The sequence below is a fragment of the Arachidicoccus ginsenosidivorans genome, from assembly GCF_007971385.1.
Taxonomy (GTDB): Bacteria; Bacteroidota; Bacteroidia; order Chitinophagales; family Chitinophagaceae; genus Arachidicoccus; species Arachidicoccus ginsenosidivorans.
Map to the genome: position 1 here is coordinate 537,969 of NZ_CP042434.1, position 14,814 is coordinate 552,782.

12 protein-coding genes and 1 pseudogene are annotated in these 14,814 nt (G+C 37.8%); 3 read left to right on the forward strand and 10 right to left on the reverse strand.

All coding sequences use genetic code 11. From position 1 onward, the window contains the following. Positions 1–3: 3 nt before the first annotated feature. The 4 genes from FSB73_RS23755 to FSB73_RS02115 all read right to left on the reverse strand — a co-directional run bounded on the left by FSB73_RS23755 (position 4) and on the right by FSB73_RS02115 (position 6,107). Positions 4–348 (reverse strand): hypothetical protein, encoded by a 345-nt coding sequence (locus FSB73_RS23755; RefSeq protein ID WP_225974387.1) that lies wholly within the window; start codon positions 346–348, stop codon positions 4–6. Further along, positions 291–1,166 carry a SusC/RagA family TonB-linked outer membrane protein gene (locus tag FSB73_RS23760; protein ID WP_394344817.1) on the reverse strand — a complete coding sequence of 292 codons (876 nt, stop codon included), beginning with the start codon at positions 1,164–1,166 and terminating at the stop codon, positions 291–293. Before FSB73_RS23760 ends, FSB73_RS23755 begins: the two co-directional genes overlap by 58 nt. A gap of 241 nt (positions 1,167–1,407) precedes the next feature. Then, positions 1,408–3,060 carry a SusC/RagA family TonB-linked outer membrane protein gene (locus tag FSB73_RS23765; RefSeq protein ID WP_225974388.1) on the reverse strand — a complete coding sequence of 551 codons (1,653 nt, stop codon included), beginning with the start codon at positions 3,058–3,060 and terminating at the stop codon, positions 1,408–1,410. 1,385 nt (positions 3,061–4,445) lie between these two features. Then, positions 4,446–6,107, reverse strand: coding sequence for an alpha-L-fucosidase (locus FSB73_RS02115; RefSeq protein WP_146779928.1), 1,662 nt, complete (start codon positions 6,105–6,107; stop codon positions 4,446–4,448). A gap of 475 nt (positions 6,108–6,582) precedes the next feature. Between FSB73_RS02115 and FSB73_RS02120 the strand changes: the two genes are divergently transcribed. Further along, positions 6,583–7,464 (forward strand): helix-turn-helix domain-containing protein, encoded by an 882-nt coding sequence (locus tag FSB73_RS02120; RefSeq protein WP_146779929.1) that lies wholly within the window; start codon positions 6,583–6,585, stop codon positions 7,462–7,464. A gap of 317 nt (positions 7,465–7,781) precedes the next feature. Here FSB73_RS02120 and FSB73_RS02125 read toward each other — a convergent pair whose 3' ends face one another. Continuing rightward, on the reverse strand, positions 7,782–8,072 hold the full coding sequence (locus FSB73_RS02125) for a helix-turn-helix domain-containing protein (protein ID WP_146779930.1): 291 nt from the start codon (positions 8,070–8,072) through the stop codon (positions 7,782–7,784). Between the two features lie 560 nt (positions 8,073–8,632). On the opposite strand from FSB73_RS02125, the gene FSB73_RS27360 reads away from it, so the two are divergent. Then, on the forward strand, positions 8,633–8,773 hold the full coding sequence (locus FSB73_RS27360) for an ATP-binding protein (RefSeq protein WP_146779931.1): 141 nt from the start codon (positions 8,633–8,635) through the stop codon (positions 8,771–8,773). A gap of 210 nt (positions 8,774–8,983) precedes the next feature. After that, the gene (locus FSB73_RS23180) at positions 8,984–9,154 is read left to right on the forward strand and encodes a hypothetical protein (protein ID WP_158639375.1); all 171 of its coding nucleotides are present in this window, start codon (positions 8,984–8,986) and stop codon (positions 9,152–9,154) included. Between the two features lie 375 nt (positions 9,155–9,529). Here the strand turns inward: FSB73_RS23180 and FSB73_RS02135 are convergent, their stop codons facing one another. The 5 genes and pseudogenes from FSB73_RS02135 to FSB73_RS02155 all read right to left on the reverse strand — a co-directional run bounded on the left by FSB73_RS02135 (position 9,530) and on the right by FSB73_RS02155 (position 14,231). Then, a complete protein-coding gene (locus FSB73_RS02135; protein WP_225974389.1) occupies positions 9,530–10,669 on the reverse strand; it encodes a hypothetical protein in 1,140 nt (379 codons plus the stop codon). 546 nt (positions 10,670–11,215) lie between these two features. After that, the gene (locus tag FSB73_RS02140; RefSeq protein ID WP_146779932.1) at positions 11,216–11,965 is read right to left on the reverse strand and encodes a DUF6577 family protein; all 750 of its coding nucleotides are present in this window, start codon (positions 11,963–11,965) and stop codon (positions 11,216–11,218) included. A gap of 240 nt (positions 11,966–12,205) precedes the next feature. Next, positions 12,206–12,331: pseudogene (locus tag FSB73_RS27165) on the reverse strand (N-6 DNA methylase); the annotation flags it as partial. Positions 12,332–12,833: 502 nt separating this feature from the next. After that, positions 12,834–13,925, reverse strand: a complete 1,092-nt coding sequence (locus FSB73_RS02150) for a HigA family addiction module antitoxin (protein ID WP_146779933.1) — start codon at positions 13,923–13,925, stop codon at positions 12,834–12,836. Positions 13,926–13,949: 24 nt separating this feature from the next. After that, entirely contained in the window at positions 13,950–14,231 is a 282-nt protein-coding gene (locus tag FSB73_RS02155) for a hypothetical protein (protein WP_225974390.1), read from the reverse strand. Positions 14,232–14,814 lie beyond the last annotated feature (583 nt).

A 14,814-nucleotide genomic window follows, 5' to 3' on the forward strand; every position in this document is an offset into this window, starting at 1 on the left:
AATTTAAAAAGAAGCATTAATCCCAAATGTATAAACACTGGTCAGCGGATAAAACTGGGAATTATCTCCTGTAGACATTCCCATTTCCGGATCCCAGCCTTTATAAAAGTGATTCCAGGAAAACAGGTTCTGTCCACTAAAATAGAGTCTCACCTTGCTAAACTTAGCCTTCTCCACAAAAGTGGTCGGCAAGGTATAGCCCAATTGAATGCTTTTGATCCTTAGAAAGCTGGCATCCCGGTTCCAGTAAGTGGACGTAAGTATCGCGCCGCTGCCCATATTCAGGCTTGTTAGTTTAGGATAAGCCGCCCGGGGATCGGGATTCTCCTCAGTCCAGCGGTTGTCCACCTGCCATTGTTGAATCTGCCCCCATTATAAAAAGCAAAAGCAGCATAGGAACCAATTTGTTTTTCGTAACCACCAAGTCCCTGTGCGAGAACATACAGGTCAAATCCCTTGTAGTTAGCATTAAAAGTAAGGCCATAAGTATACTTAGGTACTGTATTGCCAATAATAGTCCGGTCATAAGTCGCATCTACCTTGCCATCCGGAACTCCATCCGGACCGCTGATATCCTTATATCGCTCCATCCCTGGTTCAGCACTATAAGGCTGGGTGGCATAACTGGCAATATCCTTATCATCCACAAATAAACCATCCGCAACATATCCGTATATGATCCCTATTGGCTGGCCTACAAAAAGGCCACTGCCAATATCCTCTTTAAGGCCATTTGCCAGCGAGGTAATCCGGTTTTTTGTATAGGAGAAATTAGGAGAAAGACCGATTTGCAGATCACCAAAGCTTTGACGGTAGGTCAAGGCGGCCTCAAATCCAGTGTTTTTAACCGAACCCACGTTGACAGGGGAAGTGCCCAAACCAAGTACCGAAGAAGTGGCAACGGTATATAGTACACCTGTTGTATTCTTATCAAACAGATCTACCACCAGACCAAATTTGCCATTTAATACATCTAGGTCCATGCCCAGATCTTTTGTGGTCGTACTTTCCCAGGTTATCGCCGCATTACTCAGCCGAGTGGTCGCTGCCCCGGAGACCAAGGTTCCACCAAGGGAGTAGTTCTGCCCCAGGCTAATAATATTCTGATAAGGATAGGTGCCTATATTCTGGTTACCCAATTTACCCCAGGAGCCGCGTATTTTCAAATTGTCAATCCAGCTGATATGGTCTTTAATAAAGGATTCTTCCGATAGACGCCATCCCGCAGAAAAAGAGGGAAAATAACCCAGCGACCATCTGAGGGAAACCTTGAAGTGCCGTCAGCCCGGATATTTGCTTCAAAGAGGTATTTATCCTTGTAGGAATAATTAAACCTGGAAAAATAAGAACGCATAGACCACTCAGAGGCGGAACCACCATTGGTCATTCCGGTAGCACCACCTGCATTCAGCTCATAGAGTAGTGCAGTGGGAAAGTCCTTTCTATAACCAGTAAGAAAACGGTCATTGTAGCGCTCCTCTGATATCCCCCTAATAGTTCAAATGAATGAGCCCCAATAACTTTATTATAAGTGGCAATTGACTGTAAGGTCAATTGCTCACCCTGACCCGAGGTAACAGAAAGATTATTTGGCCCCACATATTTATTGGGATCAAACTGAAAATCAGCAGCATAATCTTTATTATAATAACTCCAGAAATTATACCCCGCTTTTCCACTTATGCTAAAGCCAGTGAAGGGTTTCCAGATAAGTTCCGCCCCACCCAGAAAATAGTTGTTTGAACCCTGGTAAAAGGCCCCGCTGGCCAGCCAGGCTTCCGGACTGTAATTATCTTGGTACCCATAAGTCCCATCTGATTTCTCCCCTGCATATACAGGCCCTTCCCTGACAGCGAAATTGATCATGCTGTTCATTCCCCCGTCATACTGCCTTGGTGAATGCTGCTTCGCAGTATAGCCGTTTATACTTACTTTTAAGGTGAGATTATCGGTGAGTTTGCTGTCCTCATTAAACATAAAATTGTATCTCTTATACCCGTTTTGGGTTACAATCCCGTCCTGGGTAAGGTAACTGGCAGAAAACACATAACGGTTCATTGCATTTCCACCAAGAAAAGTAACATTATGACTGGACTGGAATCCTGAGCCAGAGGTCAGCAGATCTTTATAATGTGCTACATCCGGATAATTATCCGGATCAGATTGGTCTTTAAATTTCTGAATTTCCTCTTCCGTATAAGTAGCAGATCCACCCATATTTTTATTTGCTTCATTACGCAGCGTTGCATATTGCCATGCGGGAACAAAATCAGCCAGTTCAGTTGCCTTTTGCCAACCCGCATAACCACTGTAATTCACCTGTATCTTACCCGCTCTGCCTCTTTTGGTCTCGATCAGGATCACACCGTTGGCCGCACGGCTGCCATAAATGGAAGCTGATGCCGCATCTTTCAATACAGAAATACTCGCTATATTATTGGGATCCACATCGTTAATAGAAGTAGCCAATCCATCTACCAATATTAACGGGCCACCACCTGCACCGTAGGAACCGATGCCACGGATCGTAATGCCCGCACCGTTATTACCCGGCTGACCAGAGCCCTGTGAAACAGTAACCCCGGTAGTCAGTCCTGCAAGTGCCTGAGAAGTCTGGGTAATTGGCCGATTCTCAATATCTTTTGTAGAAATTGTTGAAACAGATCCCGTCAGATCAACCTTTCTTTTTGTACCGTAGCCAATTACGACCACCTCATTCAAATTGTTATTGGTGGCATCCAAAGTAATGAGATAAAACGGTTCCTTAGTTAGTTGCACTTCCTTATTTGCATAACCTACTGCACTAATTACTAAGGTTGCATTTTCAGATTTAGGCATTATGGAAAAAGTACCATCAATTAAAGTCAACGTTCCATTACTGGTGTTTTTCTCAATCACTGATGCACTGGCAATCGGCGCGCCATCTGTACCAGTGATCTTACCCTTGACTAACCTTGCAGTATCCTGATAAGGCAAGGCTTTTACAAACCCGACCAGCATCAGAAGAATTACACAACTAAACATTTTACCGAACATGAAATGAAAAGTTCTTTTTTGCATTTTGGTATTATAATATTGTTTAAAAATCGAATTAAAACCGCTCAAAAACCATTTAGTCTAAAAGATGAAGAGGCTAAATAAAAACCCTTGTAGTTAATGGAATTTATGCAACCTTAACATGAACCAAAATTAACCTCACAAAAATTATATAAATTACAATTAATCGACATTAAATTATAAAAATCCGACATTCGACAAATCAATATATATTAATTGCACACTAACAACTAAAAAGCATAATTCAACAATGTCTGCCAAATTGAACTTGGATGCCAAACAAAAAAATTAAAAATTCACATCGAAGACCAAATTCAATTGAATCAAAAAAAAAAAATTAAATGCACATGATAATTGCAATTTAAATAGTGTTGTAATTAAATAATTTTGCTCAACTGCCTTTACCCGTTGGTTCACCGTTTTGATACATCACTTTATCGAGGTCAATAAAGCAGGAAGTCCTCCTTTTAACTTACCATTTCTACCCGTATGCTTTTGGGCACAAGGCATAATTCCCTTTCCTCTTCCAAAACACAGCTTCGGCGATGTAATAGCCTACATGTCAACAATAATGTGCAGTCATTTTAAATAAGCCTACCTGCCACTCATAATTAGTTTCTATTTCAAAAGCAGTCGCCGCTCCATTAGAGGTAAAAGCAAGCCTCTATCCCATTTAGGAGTATCGTTATATAAAAAGCCCGCAAAATTAAATATAATTTCATCCATTATTCAGGGATTGCTCTAATTTTTGTAACCACCGTATTAAAATTTGACTTATCCTTATTTGCAATTACCCGCAATCGACCCAGTGTCTCTGTCAATATGGTTAGTCCTGTGCGCAAAGAGAACATGTAAAAATTCGCTATAGCTCTTTTATTTTTTATAAGTTTAGTTGGTCAGAATTATGCAATCGACTGTAAAAATCGGCCTACCTGAGACCCAATATTATCGTCTTTTACATTAAGGGCAAACTAACAAGGAAGGCCCCAATATCCAGAATTTTATTGGGAAAAATCTCCTTTATAGAACAAATACCGCTGCTACATTTCACTTTCATACGTTGGCCCTGCTTTTATAAAATAGCCCCCAAATCCCAACTTTCATCAATATTGGAACCTGCTAATTTGCGCTCAAAGACACTCCAGCCCCAAAGGGGGGCTGAGTATCTCTGTCACTCAAATCATATGACAAATTAATTGATCTCCTGGAGAAAGAACACTTTGGAGTATTGAATTCCTACATAATTGATTCATCAAACCAATTGAGGGATAAATTTTATATAGGCTTAAAGACCAACCCCTGAAACCTTAAACCTTATTGATTTATAATCCACTACAAGGAAAACCGAATCCATTATATACCGCTGGTCTCTTTTAGCTTCAACCACACTAAACGATAGCGCCTTCGATTTTAAATACATAGGCATCTTTTAATTCGCCTGGCTCCGGCAAATCAATTCTTAAACCTCCAGCCGTCTGTTCAAAACGACAATTGCCATTTGCACCTAATAATTGAACAGTTTTGATACGACCTACACCATTTCCTTGTGCGAGCTTCTTGATTAAAGCAGCTTGGCCACCAGGCCAGCCTAACATAAAGGCATAAAGTGTATTCCCTTTACATGTAAAGCGAAAATCATGGGCACCAAGGGGCTTTCCTTTTCCTTCGTTAAAACCCTGCGCACTTAAAGGTGCTGCAGATTCTATTGCCGGCCCCTCGCCGAAGACCTTCCATGGCCGTGAAGCATAAATACCTTCACTGTTTACCATCATCCACTTACCAATAGATTCAACTACAGCTCTTTCCTTGTCGTCAATCGTACCATCGCCACGAATGGGTATATTGAGCATCAAATTCCCATTTTTACTGACTACATCCACCAGGATATGAATAACTGTTTTGGCAGTTTTATATTGATTATTGTCATAAAGCCGCCGATCATAATGCCAGCTACCTATACAGGTATCGGTTTGCCATGGAATGGGTTCAATTTCATTACTTTGTCCCCTTTCTATATCCCAGACCATACACTTTCTTTGCTGTTCATTTAATATCTTACCAGTTACTACTCCTGTCAGCTTTCCATTATCCTTGATCGTTTTATTGTATAAATGTGCTGCGATCTGAACGCCTTTATCATTAATGGGATAAAATGGAAGCACCGTATCATCAAAATAGACAAGTTCTGGGCTGTATTTATCAATCAATTCTATCGTTCTCCTATAAAACTTCTCACAATATGCATCAGAAGGTGGGGTTACACCATTTCCCCAATTCCATTGTCTATGGATCTCACCATCATCAAGGCTGTTCTCACTAAGCGCGTGATTTTGTGCATATAAATCAACCTGGGGATCATATCCATTCCACCATTTACCCTTACCATCCTTCCTCGCGACCCGTCCATCATAGGACACTCCCTTTAGCGGGCCCTTTTTATCAGAACGCTGCGCTGTTTCATACCAACTCCAGGCATGTGCTGCATGTACACTTACACCAAAGGTGAGACCATTTTTTTTTGCTGCTTTAGCCCAACCAGCAATCAGATCCTTTTTCGGACCTAGTTTAGTGGAATTCCACGGTTGATAAGTACTGTCATATAAATCAAAATCATCATGATGATTTGCTAGGGCCATGAAATATTTAGCACCAGCCTTCTTATAAAATGCAACTAGCTCTTCTGGATCCCACTTATCAGCTTTCCATACGTTAATTACATCCTTAAAACCAAATTTAGAAGGATGACCGTATTTCTTACAATGATAGCTGTATTGATCACTACCTTCCTGGTACATCCCTCTGGCATACCAGTCACCCCGTTCAGGTTCACATTGAGGGCCCCAGTGCGCCCAAATACCGAACTTCGCGTCTCTGAACCACTCAGGAACTTCATATTTTTGAAGGGAATCCCAATTGGGCTTGAAGGGACCTTTTACAAAGGCTCCATCCTGACCGAATGCACCCAAGTGATCAAATGCAACACCCCTTTTGAGAAAAAACAAGCCAGGAAGTGCCGCAGCAAGGGTTTTGATTACTGTTCTTCTTTGCATTTCTAATTAATTTTAGTTTTAAGTCAGTTTAAAAAATCCATATAATAATTTCCAGCAAATGTTTAGGCCCACGTCTATATTATCTTGTTCATAATCATTAAAATAACTAATCCCAACCTAATACCATATCCTAGTCTAAGCGCCTCATCTATTATGTTCAAGCAAATAAGGTTTGGGGCAATGAGCGGTTCGATTACCTAACTATATCCCAAATGCATATTTATAGGCCAATTCTTAAAAATGATTTTCAAAAAGAGCTCCTATCAAATTAGCGAAACCTTGGAAATGAAGCAAAATCAGGATATAATCAATTAAATTCTATTTCTTTTAAATTAAAAGGATAAAAATCAAAATTAAAATAAATAAGCGCAAGGAATTTTAATTAAATAGACCAATATTTATAAAAATCCGACTTTAATACCTATTGTACAAAAACAATAAGAGATTCATTCTTTATTTTTTTATATTTGACAGTATGATTAAACGAGTTCTACAATACACTTTTTCCCTGCTAAATATTGATTATGTTCAATTGACAGCTAAATGGAATTATAGAAATGTCTTAAGTCCATACTATAGAATCTATTATATTGACGATGGTGAGGGCGAAATATCTGATTTTAATCAAACGGTTAAACTTGAACCTGGATATTTATATATAATACCCAGTTTCACCATGTGTAATCTTAGTTGCAAAGACAAACTAAGTCAATATTTTGTGCAATTTTTTGAGCAATCTTCACATGGCATCTCCATGTTTTCCAATAACAGATCCGTTTTAAAAATTCAAGCCACTGATATTGATATTCAACTATTCAATCGATTATTGCAAATTAACCCCGGGCGAGGCATTAATCGGTCAGACGATCCAAAAATTTATGAGAAAAATATATATTATGATGAATACCAAGAATTGAATAACAGCCAAAGCCAAGGAGTTTATATTGAAACCCAAGGTATATTAATGCAATTCTTGTCCAGGTTCCTCAATCTGAATAAGAATGAGAAACCAAATGAGCACGTCATTCCCATTAAAATAATCGAATCGCTTAATTATATACTGGCCAATCTTCAACTTGATCTATCTGTTACGCAATTGGCTTCCATGGTCTATCAAAATGTCGATCATTTTTCCAGGCAATTTAAGCAATATACAGGGATGCGACCCATTGCTTATATTAATGAAAAGCGAATAGAACGAGCCCAGTATTTAATGGCTACTAGTCGTATGATCCTATCAGATATTTGCGATCAGACAGGATTTGATAATTTATCCTATTTTTCCAATACATTTAAGAAAATAACGGGTATGTCACCCAGTGAGTACAAAAAGCAACTGCACTTCACCAAATGTTAAGACCCGTTGCCAAAACCAATGCAGTAGGATGAAATATGAAACTAACAAACAATAAAAAGACAACCTTTCTGCTTCAGTCACCACATGCAATCCCATACAACCTAAATATTTCTCGTTGAATCTTACGTATAAAATTATTGCTGGAACAACCAGATAGCGGGCCCTATAAGGAGCTGCACCCCCTTTTAATACTTGCATTGATGTATGATACTGGAAGTAGGGCTCAGGAATTGGTAGACCTTTCCGTAGAGTACTTGCTATAACATGTTCTTTTTCAGGTGCAATACACTTCCCAAATCCTTCCATTCCTATCAATATTATTTGGTTCTAACAACCTTAGACTTTTCAAAAAGATCCATAAGATCATCGCGATCATAATAGATATTGCCTCCAATCTTAGAGAATGTGAGCAAACCGCTATTCCTTACCACCTGAAGCTTACCTGGAGAAAAGCCAAGCAATTTACGGGCTTCAGAAGCCTTATGCCATTTCTTTATTGGCCGCTCACTTTTACCAGCCAGGATCTGCCTCATATTAACCAAAAGTTCCTCCTTCAAATTTTCTAGGTCGTCAACGGCAACCAAATGATCATTTCGTAAATATCCCATATAATCTCCCAGATTTACCAGCCCTGTATCATATTTCCCTACTAGGCCAAAATTAAAAATTTATTATCCAAACATTTGCAACTCCCAGGTCGTATCTGGCCAATACATCTCCCAATTACGCTTGAATGAGGAGTTTTACCCAAAAGCCAACTGAACGGTATTCTATCCATTGGTAGTTTCCTACACGAGCCTGCACCGCAATTCCCTAGACCAATCATTCAAAAAAATTAATTGTAACACGATTTTTAAAAGGCGCTTAACAAAGACCCGCAAATGAATATTTCACAATAGCAATTCGCATGTTCATTACCTTTTTGGCAGACAAATTTACAAGCCCATATCATTTCTTATTCCCTTTGATTTAGCGCAATTGCCGATGATTTGCCAAAAGGCTTTCTTTTGCCTGAAGGTGCACTCCAGGCCAATGGTATTGGGCTTCCCACTCGTGTTCTCCGCGAAGCATTAGTTAACAGCTTGATTTACAAAACTTACCGAGGAAATCAGACTTTTCAGTTAATTCGGTATGGGAATAGGTTAGCAATTAAAATCCTAGGTTTTCGTTGAAGCCAGAAGACCTATTGAGAGAACCCGGATCTCGAAATCGAAATCCTTTCATTGCAGCAATTTTTCATGAAACAAATTTAGCTGAAACTAAAGGCAGTGGGATTCGCTCGATGCGATCGCTTATGGAAAAGGCTTAATTATTGCCGCCCACATTTGAAAGCAATCACACTGATAATCCGTTTACTATGCGATTATTATCACATCATTTCTTAAGTGAAACCGACATTAATTAGTTAACAACCTTTAACATATTTGAATTGGATGACAGCCAGAAACGCGCACTTATATTTTTGAGAGAAGTTGGTGCAATAGATAATGCGGCGCATAGGCAGATTAATGGTATAGATATGATAAAATTAAGCACCGATCTCCGTGATCTTAGAGATAAAAATATAATTCTTCAAAAGGGCAAGGGGCGTTCAACTTATTATATCCCTAATTACAGCTTTCAATACTGGAACCCTGATAATATTGATTATCAGACAACTAAAAAGAATACCGGTAAAACTGATAATTAAAGTGCACCAGTTGATAAAATATTATTTAACCAATTACCTCCTGAACTTCAGAAAAAAATAGAAGTCTCCCACAAAGAAACAAAGACCACATATTACTGAGTAATATAATATTAAAGCTCTGTAAATGGCGACCACTTAAATCTAGTGAATTAGTAAATATTTTAGGACGAACTGAAAAATATCTCATTAGTATCTGAACAATTATATTTTAACGCAAACTGGCAAAAAAACAGAACGATTATGCACATAGGCTTGGAATAATCACTATATTTTTAAGCTTTAACCCTGTAGTGATTGCAGCTTTGCCGATTATAGTCAGATAGTATTTATAACTGTTTCCTACCTTTTTAATTATTCCCAGTACGCGTAATCTTTTTAGGATTCTGGAGATCTGTGACGCGGAGAGTGACTGACACCATTTTTTATATCTTTTGCTCTGAATCCATTAATATTAAATTCTCCACGTGTAAGTATCTGTATGAGCTTAATGTCTTTTTTCTCAAAAAAATTTATTCCCTTGTAATTTCGGTTGTTTTCAACTTTAGGGTTTGTGATTTTATTGAGCTGCATTTTACCACCTGTATGGTCCTCTATCGCAGAAATGAATTCAATATACCTCATGTTGGATGCACCTAGAAGATCTAAAAGTGGCTCCAGGCTGTAAATGTTTTTCTTGACAGAAGCCTGCTTTTGGGATGTTGTTCCATCCCGGTGTTCTACTGTTCTGTAGTGTTTAAATTGAGACACATTATTGACGGTGGTCTCTATACGCAGTATTTTAGAATACTTATCGTACATTTTTATTGAAACAGTTCCCATTACATGCTTTATACGCCTACCTTCAATGCGTACATGGTAATTGTTACCTACCTCACCTATATAGTTACCATGAAGTTTTTGACCGAGGAAACTGGCTATATTATCTGGTTTAACAGTATGTATGGCGGTTGATATCAGTTCATCATATATTAGAGCCAGATCCTTTTGATCCTTAAAAACAATATCTGTGGAATATTCAACCTGCATGATAGACCAATGGTATTTTATATCAAATTCATTATGCACTGGACAATATAAATTTGAAAGCCAATCAAGCTTTTTATGCAGTTTTTTAATGCTTAAATTGTCTGCCATCTTCTGTGCCTTCTTGAAATCTGCTATATTGTCGAAAGCATTATCAAGCATCGAATAATCAATTCCTTTTTTTTGTAATTCCAAGGCTAACCAATTATGGCCATTAAGGTAAACCTGTAACATGAAAGGGCACCAGGTTGGCACACGTACATAGCCAAACCCAATCTCAGGGTTATTAAAATAAAAGTAATAATGCGGGCACTTCCCTTGCGTAGCTTTCAGAAAGGTTTTATGAGCGATCTTATCATGCCACGGTTGGTACCTCTGGCATCCTTCCATTGCTGATAATATGCATATCAATCCTTGCTTCTCTCCATCCCAGTTCTCTTTTACAATGTCTTCCTTTCTGGCCTTATGGCTGCGAATAAATATAATATCCAAATTATATTTAGATGCCAGACACTCAGCATTGGTTCTTAATTGATCTCTGAAACCATCAGCAAAATGGGCATAGTCAAATATTCAAACACCATGATCAAATAAATAATGACCCATACCATCAGCATAGCAGATACTGGGCAGTATTCCTTTTATTACTATCCGATCGTAACAACCCAAGCAACCCAATATTTTGTCTGAATATCTATCTTGTATTAGTTCCATGGCCAAAATTTTAGCCAAGATACAATTTTATCCTTTTCGGTTCTGGCTTTGCCAGGTTAGGAATTTAAAAGTAGTAATTGACTAATAATTGACACAAATTAACATATATTATTACCATTCAAACACATAAAAACATCACTAGGTTCGGGAAGTAATAAAAGCAAGCTAGTCCCACCTTTAAATGTGTAATTCAGCCCAAATTTGACCAAATGCTCCACCAAAGAAAGGGCATAAATAACCATTTCCATGATACTGGGGTCACTTTTCGTGTAAATTTTTCTATTGGCTTTAATCCAGTCAGGTGTATCCGATTCTGCAATATCATTAATCGACTAATTCTTTTAATAAAGTGTTTTTAGTAATAAATTCAAGCAATGCTTCCTCTTTGCCCCTTCTCTTACTGTACCCAAGCAATTTTGTAGTATTTATACAAAAATTTTTATAGACAGCGTTGAAGATATGGATAAGCTCTCCTCCCTGAAATGGTGCGTAAAGGTTCTTATCAATAAACAAATCTACCAATATTTTTTCCAGTGTAGGGACACTAAAGTGCTTTTTCTTTTGGATAGGCGCTTTTGTTACAAGCGTTTTAACAACGATAGTTTCCATTTGTTCATATATATACTTTTCAATTATATCTTCCGTAGGATTCAAGAATACATTTCTATAATTAGCATCCTTTAAAAAATAAAATACGGATTCTATTGCTGATGCCTCTACTTCTACCACCGTTAAAAATCTCCCTGACTGATGTATTGTCCATACATTCAGCCACTTTGTACTCCATACACAATTATGAGCCGCAGAGAACTGTTTATTAACTTTTCTGCCAAGCGCTTGCAACTTAGGAGAGGTCACTGGTTGAAATTTGCTTTTCTCCACCAGTGTGTAGATATTCCGCTTCACAGGTTGCAGTATATTTTTTTCTTTAAGGTTATAAATACGCCAACCAAAAGTAGCCAGGCTCAAATCTGGCTCAAACAACCTATAGAATTCATAAAGTTCATCCCGGGTAATAAATTCTTTTCCGCGAAATTTCTCTTCTAATTGATATGTCAAAAAATCCGTACTCATTTTTTGTTATATTATCCAAATTTAAATCAAAAAACGGACAATAAAACTATTATATAGTCAAATTTTTGAAACCAAAAAAAGACAATAAATGAATTTTATTGTCAAATATTTGATTACATAATTTATTGTTAAATTAAAATATTTATTCTACGAATTACGCCTCCTACGTAGATTAGTACGATCAATTACTATCATATGATAAATTGTCGTATTGCCAATACGACAATTTTCCTTAATTCCTCAATATGCATTCAAAAATGAGCCCACATTATTCCATTTCACCTGGGAGACATCAATATCACGAATTGCCAGGTTCATCTTTGCCAACCGCCAGGAGGTCTGGTTGCCTTCCTGGCCATAAATGGTCGACTTATTATTCCTGAATTATTTAGCCTAAAAATTGGTAGTTGAATTACAAGGTCCTACTATTTCAGGCCTCCGTAACACAATTAGGGACAAGAATTCCATAATATCAATGCTATTCATAAGCCTCGATTTGGATCTAGACCTGGCCATTTGAGGAATATCAAAGGTTCCTTTAAAAAGCTCCTTATGAAATGGCTCAAAGAAACATTGAATATTCTACAGAAAAATTTGGTTTTCAAATAATTATCCAAGCTAAAATGAAGTAGTCGCAAATTGCGACTGAATCGAAACGGTAATTATATTATCCTTAGAACAGTAACCTACTTGTACTCTACCCTTATTCTATTACAAATAAAGGAAATAATTGCCCTTATTTTGTTACAAATTTCCTGGTGTTTCTTTATCGGATGCTATACCGGCGCCCTATAGTTTACGGATAGCCAATAGCTTCTAATACCTTTATTTAGAATGACTCGATAACATTTTCGGTGATTGGTGGCCTTTATTCGAATTCTACTGGTTCAATAAACTGCTTGCCAAAAGTAAAAGGAATTACTTTTTCATGTTGCAGGCGGCCTATAATAATAGCAGGGTGCGTATTAAACTTTTTGGAAAACTCAACCACCTCCCCCACCTTAATAACCTTTCGTTGTAAAATTTCCTTTTCCTCGTCTTTAGACAGTGTCCACTTTATAGCAAATTCATCGGCTTCCTTTTCCTTTTGTAAATCTTTATCTGAATAGTCTACATCTTCCATGAAAATCTCCTTCTTGCCATGCAATAAAATATGTCCAGCTTCATGAAAAAAGGTAACCCAGAAAATATCATAGCGGTTATAGCGTCCTGTTAACTGAATTAATGGCGTATCATTCAACCAACGAGTACTTCCATTTATTGGAGCTTTTTTTATACAAGAAGTGTGAACCACCTTTACACCAGCATCAAAGCATATCGTTTGCAACTGTTTAAATAAATCCTTCGGATGCTTGGCCATAATTTTTTTTATTACAGGCAGACTGTCCTTAAATTTCTTTTCAATGTAAGGTTGGGCATTAAGTTCTGCCGCCTGTAAATCCCCTTTACGCAACCATGCAGACACTGCATGACACTCCTTGGTATGCGATAGTGAAATACGAAAGGCCACTTTCAGCTGTTGCTTGCAATAATAATCTTCCCAACCAGTATGGCTGCTAAGGCTGAAGAATGCTAACAACTCAGCAGTTTTCTCTTCAATAGTTGTTCTAACAGGTAGCCAACCCTTTTTTTGCATGTCAGCAATCGGAAAATTTCTCGCCCATTGTGTAGATTGATTTAAAAGTTCTAAGCGTTCCTTACGAGCAACAAATTCATCATAATTACGCTGCATGTTAAGCCAAAAATGAGCAGGAATTTTAAGCACATTTTCAAATTGCACCGCCATGTCAGCAGTGATGCTACTTTTGCCCTTTAATATAGCAAATACTGTTTTTTCAGGCTTGCCTGTCCGAACAGCAAATTCCTTAGGCCCCATACACATTTCTTGTAACTTTTCGGCAAGGGTTTCACCTGGATGAAAAAAGGTCTGCGGATTATACTTATTTATTATATTTGCCATAGTCTGTTATGATTGACTTCTCTTTTATTTGCCATGGTAATTGGTCACCTCAATAATTTCAATGCCCATTATCTCCATCCAAATAGATTGCCCATTCTCATGGGTTGGAACAGGGCTCTCATGGGGCTCAAACACCAGCCGGTATGGTTGGTCGAGATCACAGCCCCACTTTCCTTTATAATTACCTACAAATTCATGATAATGACCAGGTAAGTAACGAACACCCTCCAGGGTGTAGGCTCTCTGAAGATCGCCGAGGCGTCTATTATAGAGCTTAGCCCGATTTATCCCAACTCCTTTTGGCACTTCTTGTAATCATTAGCTAGTTTTTCAAGTTTTTTTCTTAAAGGCAATTTTCACGGCAATAATACGGTTTTTTAAATAACAGCAAATGTAAGTTTAATTAAATAAACAGACAAGCTTTCAGACGCATTTGTTAACTTATGTATCGAAATTCGAGAATTTAAGTGACAATATTTGGGAATAAATTCTTTCTAATTATATTTGATATCCATTCCATATTATATTTAATTCTTCCTAACCTCGGATCAAATATAAAATAACCGCTTCATTACTTCCATTTGTTTTTCCAAAACGCCGCCATCAGGAATGGCTGACTTAATTTTTTTCCCAATTGTTTTCGAGGCCCTAGCCGTAAGAGGCGCTTCATCTGTTTTTATCCATTCATTGGCAATGGGCGTGGGAATTTTTAATATCGGTCAACAACGCCTACAACCTGTAACAAACCCTGGGCACTAAATGGCAAATAAAATGCTGCAACTAGCCAAAATTAATATTTCCAGTAGTTGGCGCACACATTACCAATAGCCATCCTTACGCTCGATGAATAAAATTTACATTAAAACACCTGCGCAATTAATTTAAAATT

What these genes read in the sequence shown, in the direction of transcription:
- FSB73_RS23765 (WP_225974388.1), bottom strand. Translation starts at nt 3,060, where the DNA reads ATGCAAAAAAGAACTTTTCATTTCATGTTCGGTAAAATGTTTAGTTGT.
- FSB73_RS02115 (WP_146779928.1), bottom strand. Translation starts at nt 6,107, where the DNA reads ATGCAAAGAAGAACAGTAATCAAAACCCTTGCTGCGGCACTTCCTGGC.
- FSB73_RS02120 (WP_146779929.1), top strand. Translation starts at nt 6,583, where the DNA reads ATGATTAAACGAGTTCTACAATACACTTTTTCCCTGCTAAATATTGAT.
- FSB73_RS02125 (WP_146779930.1), bottom strand. Translation starts at nt 8,072, where the DNA reads ATGGGATATTTACGAAATGATCATTTGGTTGCCGTTGACGACCTAGAA.
- FSB73_RS23180 (WP_158639375.1), top strand. Translation starts at nt 8,984, where the DNA reads ATGATAAAATTAAGCACCGATCTCCGTGATCTTAGAGATAAAAATATA.
- FSB73_RS02140 (WP_146779932.1), bottom strand. Translation starts at nt 11,965, where the DNA reads ATGAGTACGGATTTTTTGACATATCAATTAGAAGAGAAATTTCGCGGA.
- FSB73_RS02150 (WP_146779933.1), bottom strand. Translation starts at nt 13,925, where the DNA reads ATGGCAAATATAATAAATAAGTATAATCCGCAGACCTTTTTTCATCCA.